This window comes from Streptomyces sp. NPDC094147, from assembly GCF_044764265.1.
GTDB lineage: Bacteria > Actinomycetota > Actinomycetes > Streptomycetales > Streptomycetaceae > Streptomyces.
In genome coordinates, this window is record NZ_JBIWHT010000003.1 from 152,639 (window position 1) to 164,498 (window position 11,860).

The window sequence follows — 11,860 nt, forward strand, 5'->3', positions numbered from 1 at the left end:
GATCGAACCGACAGGGTCCGCGGGGTCTGCGGATGCTACGAACGTGTCCGGGGACAAGTTCCTGAACCCGGTGGCCGGCTTCGGCGTGACCTTCAAGGCCATGTTCAAGAAGCGGCTGACCGAGCAGTACCCGGAGCAGCACAAGACCACGGCGCCGCGCTTCCACGGCCGGCACCAGCTCAACCGGCACCCGGACGGCCTGGAGAAGTGCGTGGGCTGCGAGCTGTGCGCCTGGGCCTGTCCGGCCGACGCCATCTATGTGGAGGGCGCGGACAACACGGACGAGGAGCGCTACTCGCCGGGCGAGCGCTACGGCCGGGTCTACCAGATCAACTACGCCCGCTGCATCCTGTGCGGCCTGTGCATCGAGGCCTGCCCGACCCGGGCGCTGACGATGACCAACGAGTTCGAACTGGCCGACTCCTCCCGCGAGAGCCTGATCTACACCAAGGAGCAGCTGCTCGCCGGGCTCGACGACGCCATGGTCGACACCCCGCACGCGATCTACCCGGGCATGAACGAGCAGGACTACTACCGCGGCCTGGTCACCGAGGCCGCGCCCGGCACCGAGCGCCAGGTCGCCCGCTCCCAGGGCGAGCGTCCCGAGGGGGTGGAGGCATGATGTCGTTCGCCGCGGCCGCCTCGCACACCTCCACCGGGGAGGCCTTCCAGTTCTGGGTGCTCGGCACGGTCGCCGTGATCGGCGCCCTGTGCACCATCCTCATGAAGAAGGCCGTGCACAGCGCGCTCTGCCTCGCCGGGACCATGATCATCCTCGCGGTCTTCTACCTCGCCAACGGGGCGTACTTCCTGGGCGTCGTCCAGATCGTCGTCTACACCGGCGCGATCATGATGCTGTTCCTCTTCGTCGTCATGCTGGTCGGCGTCACCGCCGCCGACTCGCTGAAGGAGACCATCAAGGGGCAGCGCTGGTGGGCCGCGGCCTGCGGGCTCGGCTTCGGGGTGCTCCTCATCGCCGGCATCGCCAACGCCTCGCTGAAGACGTTCAACGGCCTCGGCCAGGCCAACGCCAATGGAAACGTGGAGGGGTTGGCGACCCTCATCTTCACCAAGTACGTCTTCGCCTTCGAAATCACCGGCGCCCTGCTCATCACCTCGGCGGTCGGCGCGATGGTGCTCACCCACCGGGAGCGCACCGAGCGCGCCAAGACCCAGCGCGAGATGTCCGAGGAGCGCGTACGCGGCAAGCACCTGCCCCCGCTGCCCGCCCCCGGCGTCTACGCCCGGCACAACGCGGTGGACGTCGCGGGCCTGCTGCCCGACGGCACGCCCTCGGAGCTCACCGTCAACCAGACGCTGCGCGGCCGCGGCCAGATCCGCGACGTGTCGAACGAGGCGCTCGCCGACCTCAAGGCCCTGGAGCAGCGCTCCGAGGAGCGGCTCGGCCGGGACGAGGAGGCGGTCAAGTGAATCCGGTCAACTACCTCTATCTCGCGGCCCTGTTGTTCACCATCGGCGCCGCCGGAGTGCTCATCAGGCGGAACGCGATCGTGGTCTTCATGTGCGTCGAGCTGATGCTCAACGCCTGCAACCTCGCATTCGTCTGCTTCTCCCGGCTGCACGGCAATCTGGACGGCCAGATCATCGCGTTCTTCACGATGGTCGTCGCCGCCGCGGAGGTCGTGGTCGGGCTCGCGATCATCGTGTCGCTCTTCCGTTCCCGCCACTCGGCCTCGGTCGACGACGCCAGCCTGATGAAGCTGTAAGGGGTCGCTGAATCGTGGAGAACCTCATCGCGCTGCTCATCGCGGCGCCTCTGCTCGGAGCGGCCGTACTGCTGTGCGGCGGACGGAGACTGGACCGGGTCGGCCACTGGCTGGGCACGCTGCTCGCGGGTGTGTCCTTCGTCATCGGCGCGGTGCTCTTCGTCGACATGCTGGGCCGCCCGTCCGACAACCGGACGCTGACCAAGCACCTGTTCAGCTGGGTGCCGGTCGAGGGCTTCCAGGCCAACGTCGGCTTCCACCTCGACCAGTTGTCGATGACCTTCGTGCTGCTGATCACCGGTGTGGGCACCCTGATCCACATCTATTCGATCGGCTACATGGAGCACGACGAGAACCGCCGCCGCTTCTTCGGCTACCTCAACCTGTTCCTCGCGGCGATGCTGCTGCTGGTCCTCGCCGACAACTACCTGCTCCTGTACGTCGGTTGGGAAGGCGTGGGCCTCGCGTCCTACCTGCTCATCGGGTTCTGGCAGCACAAGCCCAGCGCGGCGACCGCCGCGAAGAAGGCCTTCCTGGTCAACCGGGTCGGCGACATGGGCCTGTCGATCGCCATCATGGTGATGTTCACGACCTTCGGCTCGTTCGCCTTCTCGACCGTCTTCAACGAGACCGGTGAGACCGGCTGGGGCCGCAACACCACCATCGGCCTGATGCTGCTGCTCGCCGCCTGCGGCAAGTCGGCGCAGGTGCCGCTGCAGTCCTGGCTCGGCGACGCGATGGAGGGCCCGACCCCGGTCTCGGCCCTGATCCACGCGGCGACCATGGTGACCGCCGGCGTCTACCTGATCACCCGCTCCGGCGCGATCTTCAACGCGGTGCCCGACGTCCAGACGGCGGTCGTGGTCGTCGGCGCGGTCACGCTTCTGTTCGGTGCGATCGTCGGTTGCGCGAAGGACGACATCAAGAAGGCCCTCGCGGGCTCGACCATGTCGCAGATCGGCTACATGATCCTGGCCACCGGCCTCGGTCCGATCGGCTACGCCTTCGCGATCATGCACCTGGTGACGCACGGCTTCTTCAAGGCCGGGCTCTTCCTCGGCGCGGGCTCGGTCATGCACGGCATGAACGACGAGGTGGACATGCGCAAGTACGGGGGCCTGCGCGCGTACATGCCGATCACCTTCGCCACCTTCGGCCTCGGCTACCTCGCCATCATCGGCTTCCCCGGCCTGTCCGGCTTCTTCTCCAAGGACAAGATCATCGAGGCGGCGTTCGCCAAGGGCGGCACCGAGGGCTGGATCCTCGGCGCGGTCACCCTGCTCGGCGCCGCGATCACCGCGTACTACATGACACGCGTGATGATCCTGACCTTCTTCGGCGAGAAGCGGTGGAACGCGGAGGAGGTCCACCCCCACGAGTCCCCGAGGTCCATGACGATCCCCATGATCGTCCTCGCCTTCGGCTCGGTCTTCGCGGGCGGCATCTTCGGTATCGGCGACCGGTTCGTGAAGTGGCTGGAGCCGGTCACCTCCTTCGACCACGGCAACTCGCCGGTCGGCCAGTGGACCGTCACCGGCGCCACGGTCCTCTGCCTGCTGCTCGGCGTCGGCCTGGCCGTCGCCCAGTACGGTCGCAGGCCGGTCCCGGCCGTCGCCCCGCGCGGCTCGCTGCTCACCCGGGCCGCCCGCCGCGACCTGCTCCAGGACGACTTCAACCACGTGGTCCTGGTCCGCGGCGGCGAGCACCTCACCCGCTCGCTCGTCTACCTCGACCACAGCCTGGTCGACGGAGTCGTCAATGGAACCGCCGCCTCGGTCGGCGGGCTCTCCGGCCGGCTGCGCAAGCTGCAGAACGGCTTCGCCCGCAGCTACGCGGTCTCGATGTTCGGAGGTGCTGTGGTGATCATCGCCGCGACTCTGCTGATGAGGGCGGTGTAACGCAATGTCCTTCCCCCTCCTTACCGCGACGGCGGCACTCCCGGCGCTCGGCGCGGTCGCCACCGCGGCCGTCCCGGCGGCCCGGCGGACCGCCGCCAAGTGGCTGGCCCTGCTGGTCTCGGTGGGCACCCTGGCGCTCTCCGCGATCCAGCTCGTACGGTTCGAACCGGGCGGCGCCCGCTACCAGTTGACCGAATCGCACGCCTGGATCAAGGACTTCGGCGTCCGCTACGAATTGGGCGTGGACGGCATCGGGGTCTCCCTCATCGGGCTCACCGCGCTGCTGATCCCGTTCATCATCGCGGCCGGCTGGCACGACGCCGACCCCCTGGAGACCAACAGCAGCCGCTGGCGGCCGACCCAGGGCTTCTTCGCCCTGATCCTCGCCGTCGAGGCGATGGTGGTCCTCTCCTTCGAGGCCACCGACGTCTTCCTCTTCTACATCCTGTTCGAAGCCATGCTCATCCCGATGTACTTCCTCATCGGCGGCTTCGGCGACCGGGCCCATGCGCAGGGCGACGCGGCGGCGGCGACCCAACGCTCGTACGCGGCCGTCAAGTTCCTGCTCTACAACCTGGTCGGCGGCCTCATCATGCTGGCCGCGGTCATCGGCCTGTACGTCGTGGCGGGCTCGTTCTCGCTGAACGAGATCGTGACGGCCCGCGCCAACGGCTCGCTCCACATGGCGACCAACACCGAACGGCTGCTGTTCCTCGGCTTCTTCTTCGCCTTCGCGGTGAAGGCCCCGCTGTGGCCGCTGCACACCTGGCTGCCCAACGCGATGGGTGAGGCGACCGCCCCGGTCGCCGTGCTGATCACCGCGGTGGTCGACAAGGTCGGCACCTTCGCGATGCTCCGCTTCTGCCTCCAGCTCTTCCCGGAGGCCAGCAAGTGGGCGACGCCGGTGATCGTGGTCCTCGCCGTGATCAGCATCATCTACGGGGCGCTGCTCGCGGTCGGCCAGCGGGACATCAAGCGCCTGGTGGCGTACGCCTCGATCTCGCACTTCGGCTTCATCGTCATGGGCATCTTCGCGATGACCAGCCAGGGCCAGTCCGGCGCCACGCTCTACATGATCAACCACGGGATCTCGACGGCCGCGCTGATGCTGGTGGCCGGCTTCCTCATCTCGCGCCGCGGCTCCCGGCTCATCTCGGACTACGGCGGGGTGCAGAAGGTCGCCCCGGTCCTGGCCGGCACCTTCCTGATCGGTGGCCTCGCCACGCTGTCACTGCCCGGCCTCGCGCCGTTCGTGAGTGAATTCCTGGTCCTGGTGGGCACGTTCAGCCGTTATCCGGCGGCCGGTGTGGTCGCGACCCTCGGCATCGTGCTGGCTGCGCTGTACGTCCTCGTCCTCTACCAGCGGACGATGACCGGCCCGGTCAAGGCGGAGGTCCAGGGCATGCCGGACCTCAAGGTCCGCGAACTGCTCGTGGTCGCCCCGCTGATCGCGCTGCTGATCTTCCTCGGCGTCTATCCCAAGCCGCTGACGGACATCGTCAACCCGGCGGTGCGGCAGACCATGTCGGACGTACAGCAGAAGGACCCCAACCCGGTGGTGGAGGCGGCCAAGTGAGCACATCAGCTGTCCACAGCCTGTGGACCACGGCGGCCGGCGGAAAGCTGGACAAGATCCCGGCGCCGCACATCGAGTACGCCCAGCTCGCACCCACGCTGATCGTGGTGGGCGCGGCCCTCCTCGGCATCCTCGTGGAGGCCTTCTTCCCGCGCCGCAGCCGCTACTACGTGCAGGTGTTCCTGTCGGTGGCCGCGCTCGCCGCCGCCTTCGCGGCGGTGGTCGGCCTGGCGGCCGGCGGCTACGGCACGACCAAGGCGCACATCGCGGCCATGGGCGCGATCGCGGTCGACGGCCCGGCGCTCTTCCTCCAGGGCACGATCCTGCTGGCCTCCATCGTCGCGGTCTTCACCTTCGCCGAGCGGCGCCTGGACCCGGTGGCGCACGGCAACAAGGTGGACTCGTTCGCAGCGCAGGCGGCCTCGGTGCCGGGCAGCGACAGCGAGAAGGCCGCCGTGAAGGCCGGGTTCACCACGACCGAGGTCTTCCCGCTGGCCCTGTTCGCGATCTCCGGGATGCTGGTCTTCCCCGCCGCGAACGACCTGCTGACGCTGTTCGTCGCCCTGGAAGTCTTCTCGCTCCCGCTCTACCTCCTGTGCGCACTGGCCCGCCGCAAGCGACTCATGTCGCAGGAGGCCGCGGTCAAGTACTTCCTGCTCGGCGCGTTCTCCTCCGCTTTCCTGCTCTTCGGCATCGCGCTCCTGTACGGCTACGCGGGCTCCGTCTCGTACGCCGCGATCGCGGACGTGGTGAGCGGCTCGGTCCAGACGGTGGACCCGGCGCTCGCCGGCACCATGGGCAACGACGCGCTGCTGCTGATCGGCGGCGCGATGGTCCTGATGGGCCTGCTGTTCAAGGTCGGCGCGGTGCCGTTCCACATGTGGACCCCGGACGTCTACCAGGGCGCCCCCACCCCGGTCACCGGCTTCATGGCGGCGGCCACCAAGGTCGCGGCCTTCGGCGCGCTGCTCCGCCTCCTGTACGTCGTACTCCCCGGCATGAGCTGGGACTGGCGGCCGGTCATGTGGGGCGTCGCGATCATCACGATGCTGGGCGGCGCGGTCGTCGCCATCACCCAGACCGACATCAAGCGGCTGCTCGCGTACTCCTCGATCGCGCACGCCGGGTTCATCCTGGCCGGTGTCATCGCGACCAACGCGGACGGCATCTCGTCCGTGCTGTTCTACCTGGCGGCGTACTCCTTCGTCACGATCGGGGCGTTCGCCGTCGTCACGCTGGTCCGGGACGCGGGCGGCGAGGCGACGCACCTGTCCAAGTGGGCGGGCCTGGGCCGCCGTTCGCCGCTGGTCGCGGCGGTCTTCGCGGTCTTTCTGCTCGCCTTCGCGGGCATCCCGCTGACGTCCGGGTTCGCCGGGAAGTTCGCCGTGTTCAAGGCGGCGGCGGAGGGCGGGGCCGGGGCGTTGGTCGTGGTCGGTGTGGTGTCCTCGGCGGTCGCCGCGTTCTTCTACATCCGGGTGATCGTGCTGATGTTCTTCAGCGAGCCGAAGGCGGACGGGCCGACGGTGGCGGTTCCGTCGCCGCTGACGATGACGGCGATCGGGGTGGGGGTGGCGGTGACGCTGGTGCTGGGTGTGGCGCCGCAGTACTTCCTGGATCTGGCGCACAGCGCGGGGGTGTTTGTGCGGTAGCCGCCGTGCGGTAGGCGGGGCCCCGGTGCGGAGGTTTGGCGCCGGGGCTTTCGCTTTTCCCCGCCCCGCCCCGCCCCGCCCCACCGCTTCCCGGTCCGGGGCGGAGCCCCGAAGGGGGTGCAGGGGGCGGAGCCCCCGCCGGGGTCTGGGGGCGGAGCCCCCGGGGAAGCGCACCCTTCTCGCCCGCCCCCGGAGGGTTTCGGGAAGGGGTGGGGTGGGGGACTCGGCGCCGCGGGCACCCCCGGCCTGTGGATAACTTCGCGGGGTGTCGGCTCGGGCCCCTATCGTTGCTGGGGTGAACGGTGAGGCAGTCGACGGACCAGTGCGGGGGACAGAGCGATGAGTGTGACGGGCGGGACGCAGACGGTGGCCGCGGAGAGCGAGGCCCAGCAGACGCTGCACCGCGTCTTCGGGTACGAGGCATTCCGCGGCGCACAGGGCGAGGTCATCGAGCACGTCGTGGCCGGCGGCGACGCCGTCGTGCTCATGCCGACCGGCGGCGGAAAGTCCCTCTGCTACCAGATCCCGGCGCTCGTCAGACCCGGCACCGGCGTGGTCGTCTCACCGCTCATCGCGCTGATGCAGGACCAGGTGGACGCGCTGCGCGCGCTCGGCGTGCGCGCCGGGTTCATCAACTCCACGCAGGACTTCGACGAGCGTCGCACCGTCGAGGCCGAGCTGCTCGCGGGCGAGCTCGACCTGCTGTACCTGGCGCCCGAGCGGCTGCGCGTGGAGGCCACCCTCGACCTGCTCGCGCGGGCCAAGATCTCCGTCTTCGCGATCGACGAGGCGCACTGCGTGGCGCAGTGGGGCCACGACTTCCGCCCCGACTACCTCACCCTGTCCCTGCTCGGCGAGCGCTGGCCGGACGTGCCGCGCATCGCACTGACCGCGACCGCCACGGACGCCACCCACCGCGAGATCACCCAGCGCCTCGGGATGCCCGACGCCCGGCACTTCGTGGCGAGCTTCGACCGGCCGAACATCCAGTACCGGATCGTGCCGAAGAGCGACCCGAAGAAGCAGCTGCTCACCTTCCTCAAGGAGGAGCACGACGGGGACGCCGGAATCGTCTACTGCCTCTCGCGCGCTTCGGTGGAGAAGACCGCCCAGTACCTGAGCGACAACGGAGTGCGGGCCGTTCCGTACCACGCGGGGCTCGACTCCGGGACGCGCGCCGTCAACCAGTCGCGCTTCCTCAGGGAGGACGGCCTGGTGGTGGTGGCGACCATCGCCTTCGGCATGGGCATCGACAAGCCGGACGTGCGGTTCGTGGCCCACCTCGACCTGCCCAAGTCGGTCGAGGGCTACTACCAGGAGACCGGCCGCGCGGGCCGCGACGGGCTGCCGTCGACGGCCTGGATGGCGTACGGGCTCCAGGATGTCGTCCAGCAGCGGAAGCTGATCCAGGGCGGCGAGGGCGACGAGGCGTTCCGGCGCCGGGCGGCCGCGCATCTGGACGCGATGCTGGCGCTCTGCGAAACGGCCTCGTGCCGGCGGGCCCAGCTGCTCGGCTACTTCGGCCAGGAGGCTTCGGCCGAGAACTGCGGCAACTGCGACACCTGTCTGACTCCGCCGCAGACGTGGGACGGCACGGTGGCGGCGCAGAAGGTGCTCTCCACCGTCGTACGCCTTCAGCGCGAGCGGGGCCAGAAGTTCGGCGCGGGCCAGATCATCGACATTCTGCTCGGCCGCAAGACCGCGAAGATCATCCAGTTCGACCATGACGCGCTGTCCGTCTTCGGCATCGGGGAAGGCCTGTCCGAGGCCCAATGGCGGGGCGTGGTACGGCAGTTGCTCGCCCTGGGGCTGCTGGCGGTGGAGGGGGAGTACGGGACGCTGGTCCTGACGGAGCCGAGTGGGGAGGTGCTCGGCGGCCGGCGGGAGGTCTGGATGCGGACGGAGCCGGAGAAGCCGGTGCGGGCGGCGCGGAGCTCCTCGGGGAAGAAGGCCGCGGTGGTCGATCTGCCCGAGGAGGCGGTGCCGGTGTTCGAGGCGCTGCGGGCGTGGCGGGCGGCGCAGGCGAAGGAGGCGGGGGTTCCGGCGTACGTCATCTTCCACGATGCGACGTTGCGGGAGATCGCGACGGTGCGGCCCGGCTCGGTTCAGGAGCTGGGCACGATCAGTGGCGTGGGCGAGAACAAGCGGGCGAAGTACGGGGAGGGCGTGCTGGGCGTCCTGGCAACCCTGGATTAGCCCGCCACTACCCCGCCTCTTCCCGCTGTGACATTGTGCGGCTCCGCCGCGTGGGGGCAGAGCTCAGCCCGCCGCCACGATCCGCCCCGTCACCTCGCCCAGCCCCACCCGGGTGCCGTCCGGGCCCGGTGCCCAGGCCGTCAGCGTCACCACATCCCCGTCCTCCAGGAACGTCCGCTTCCCGGAGGGCAGTTCCAGCGGCTCCGTGCCGTTCCACGTGAGCTCCAGCAAGGAGCCCCGCTGCGAGCGCTCGGGTCCGCTCACGGTGCCCGAGCCGTACACGTCCCCGGTACGGAGCGACGCGCCGTTCACCGTCATGTGGGCCAGCTGCTGCGCGGCCGTCCAGTACATGGAGGAGAACGGCGGCTCGGCGACGACCGTGCCGTTGATCGTCACCGAGATGCGGAGGTCGAAGCCCCCGGGGACCTCCTCGGCGGAGTCGTCCAGGTAGGGCAGCAGGGGGAAGTCACGGGCCGGCGGGGCGGTGCGGGCCGCGGTGAGGGCCTCCAGCGGGGTGACCCACGCCGACACCGAGGTCGCGAAGGACTTGCCGAGGAAGGGGCCGAGCGGCACGTACTCCCAGGCCTGGATGTCCCGCGCCGACCAGTCGTTGAGGAGGAACAGGCCGAAGACGTGGTCGTCGAAGGACCCGAGCTCCACCCGCTGCCCCAGCTTCGACGGCGTTCCCACCACGAAGCCGACCTCCGCCTCGATGTCCAGCTTGGTGGAAGGGCCGAAGACGGGCGCCGGGTCCGCCGGGGCCTTGCGCTGGCCCTGCGGACGCGCCACCTCCGTCCCCGAGACGACCACCGTGCCCGACCGGCCGTGGTAACCGATCGGCAGGTGCTTCCAGTTGGGGGTCAGCGCGGCGCCGTCCGGGCGGAAGATCTGCCCCACGTTCGTGGCGTGGTGCTCGCTCGCGTAGAAGTCGACGTAGTCGGCGACCTCGTACGGCAGATGCAGTTCGACGGTGGACAGCGGGTGCAGGAGGGGCTCTATGACCGGCCGGTGCGCGGGCACCGTCACCCAGGCGGTGAGCGCCCGGCGCACATCGCGCCAGGCCGTGCGCCCCGCCGCGAGCAGCGGGTTGAGGCTCGGCTTGGCGAGGAGCGCCGCGTACGGGGAGCCCAGCGCGTGCGCCGCCGCCCCCGCGTCCAGGACGTGGTCGCCGATGCGGACGCCGACCCTCCGGTCGGCCGGACGGTCCGGCGCGGAGAAGACGCCGTAGGGGAGATTGTGCGGGCCGAAGGGGTCGCCCTCGGCCAGTTCGAGCGGGCTCTGCTCGGACATCGGTGCCTGCCTCGCTTTCCACGGGTGTGGGTCACACGTTACGTCGGCGCTGCGCGGGACGGCAGTGCCTAAAGAGTTCGCAATGTCCGGAAATTCCGTCTCCGCATGCGGTCGTTCCCCCGTAGCGTCTCTGTCCGGGGCATGGTCGGCGAGGGGGTCGGCGTGCCCTGCGGGGCGTGGGGGCTCTCTGTCCCGAGGGGGGACTGGTGGCGAGCAGGAGCGTGCTGTTCAGGGCGGACCGGGATGTACCGGGACTGATCGTGAAGTTCGGGAACTATCCGTTGCACCACGGAGGCGTCGGCGCCATCCGCAGTCTCGGCAGACTGGGTGTGCCGATGTACGCGATCACCGAGGACCGCTGGACGCCGGCGGCCCACTCGCGTTACCTGGAGCGCGCGTTCGCCTGGCCGACGACCGGCACCGAGCAGCCGGGCGCGCTGGTGGACGGGCTGCTCGGGATCGGCCGGCGGATCGGCCGGCCGGCCGTGCTGATCCCCACCGACGAAGAGGCCGCGGTATTGATCGCCGAGCACCAGAAGGAGCTCGCCGATCATTTCCTCTTCCCGCCCGTGGCCCCGGAGTTGCCCCGGCGCCTGGCCAGCAAGCAAGGCCTGCACGAGCTGTGCGTGGAGCACGGGGTGCCGTCCCCGGCGGCCGCCTTTCCCGGTACGTACGCCGATGTCGAGGACTTCGCGCGGCACGCCCGCTTCCCGGTGGTCGCCAAGAACCGGGAGGCCTTCGTGCGGCGGCGCACGCCCGCCGTGCCCGGCACCACGCGGATCGAGGACCGCGCGCACCTGCTGGCGCTGGCCCGCGGCTGGGGTGAGCATCCCGGGGTGATCCTCCAGGAGTACCTGCCGCGCGAGCAGGCCGAGGACTGGATCGTGCACGCCTACTTCGACGAGAACTCCGCCCCGCTCGCCCTGTTCACCGGGGTGAAGGTGCGCTCCTGGCCGCCGCATGCCGGGATGACGGCCAACGCGTACGTCGTGGACAATCCCGAACTCGCCGCGCTGGCCGAGCAGTTCGTCAAGCGGATCGGCTTCACCGGGATCGTCGACCTCGATCTGCGCTTCGACCGGCGGGACGGCCGGTACAAGCTCCTGGACTTCAATCCCCGGATGGGCGCGCAGTTCCGTCTCTTCGAGAACGAGGCGGGCGTCGACGTAATCCGCGCCCAGCACCTCCACCTCACCGGCCGCCGGGTCCCGGAGGGCGAACAGCGGGCCGGGCACCGCTACGTGGTCGAGAACATCGACCTGCCCGCGCTGCTCGCCTACCGGCGCAGCGGCTACACCACCCCCCACGCGCCCGAGCGCCCGGCCGGCACCGAGCTCGCATGGGTCGCGCGGGACGATCCCAGACCCTTCTTCACGATGATGGCCCGCTCCGTTCGCCCCGGTGCGCAGCATCTGTACCGGCTCTGGCGGAGTTCCCGTCGCGCAGTGACGAAGTAATCCAACGCTGAATTGCCGTGCGCGGCACCGCAGTCGATGCCGCCACGCAGTGAGCCACACTCCGAGA

The 11,860-nt window shown here is 69.9% G+C and carries 9 protein-coding genes; 8 read left to right on the forward strand and 1 reads right to left on the reverse strand.

Annotation, left to right across the window (positions count from 1 at the left end):
* Positions 1-43: 43 nt before the first annotated feature.
* From nuoI to recQ, 7 genes are all read left to right on the forward strand, one after another.
* Entirely contained in the window at positions 44-622 is a 579-nt protein-coding gene (nuoI, locus tag ACIQ8J_RS08095; protein ID WP_403268165.1) for an NADH-quinone oxidoreductase subunit NuoI, read from the forward strand.
* Positions 622-1,431 (forward strand): NADH-quinone oxidoreductase subunit J, encoded by an 810-nt coding sequence (locus tag ACIQ8J_RS08100; RefSeq protein WP_403268840.1) that lies wholly within the window; start codon positions 622-624, stop codon positions 1,429-1,431. Before nuoI ends, ACIQ8J_RS08100 begins: the two co-directional genes overlap by 1 nt.
* On the forward strand, positions 1,428-1,727 hold the full coding sequence (nuoK, locus tag ACIQ8J_RS08105; RefSeq protein WP_100578793.1) for an NADH-quinone oxidoreductase subunit NuoK: 300 nt from the start codon (positions 1,428-1,430) through the stop codon (positions 1,725-1,727). The genes ACIQ8J_RS08100 and nuoK overlap by 4 nt, the downstream gene beginning before the upstream one ends.
* A 14-nt stretch (positions 1,728-1,741) precedes the next feature.
* Complete coding sequence (gene nuoL, locus ACIQ8J_RS08110) at positions 1,742-3,625, forward strand: NADH-quinone oxidoreductase subunit L (RefSeq protein ID WP_403268168.1); 1,884 nt, start codon at positions 1,742-1,744, stop codon at positions 3,623-3,625.
* 4 nt (positions 3,626-3,629) lie between these two features.
* Positions 3,630-5,201, forward strand: a complete 1,572-nt coding sequence (locus ACIQ8J_RS08115) for an NADH-quinone oxidoreductase subunit M (RefSeq protein ID WP_403268171.1) — start codon at positions 3,630-3,632, stop codon at positions 5,199-5,201.
* Positions 5,198-6,850 carry an NADH-quinone oxidoreductase subunit NuoN gene (nuoN, locus tag ACIQ8J_RS08120; RefSeq protein ID WP_403268174.1) on the forward strand — a complete coding sequence of 551 codons (1,653 nt, stop codon included), beginning with the start codon at positions 5,198-5,200 and terminating at the stop codon, positions 6,848-6,850. Before ACIQ8J_RS08115 ends, nuoN begins: the two co-directional genes overlap by 4 nt.
* A gap of 339 nt (positions 6,851-7,189) precedes the next feature.
* Positions 7,190-9,046: a DNA helicase RecQ gene (recQ, locus tag ACIQ8J_RS08125; protein WP_403268177.1), complete on the forward strand. Its 1,857-nt coding sequence runs from the start codon at positions 7,190-7,192 to the stop codon at positions 9,044-9,046.
* Between the two features lie 63 nt (positions 9,047-9,109).
* Here the strand turns inward: recQ and fahA are convergent, their stop codons facing one another.
* Entirely contained in the window at positions 9,110-10,336 is a 1,227-nt protein-coding gene (fahA, locus tag ACIQ8J_RS08130) for a fumarylacetoacetase (protein ID WP_403268180.1), read from the reverse strand.
* 206 nt (positions 10,337-10,542) lie between these two features.
* On the opposite strand from fahA, the gene ACIQ8J_RS08135 reads away from it, so the two are divergent.
* Complete coding sequence (locus ACIQ8J_RS08135) at positions 10,543-11,793, forward strand: ATP-grasp domain-containing protein (RefSeq protein WP_403268183.1); 1,251 nt, start codon at positions 10,543-10,545, stop codon at positions 11,791-11,793.
* Positions 11,794-11,860 lie beyond the last annotated feature (67 nt).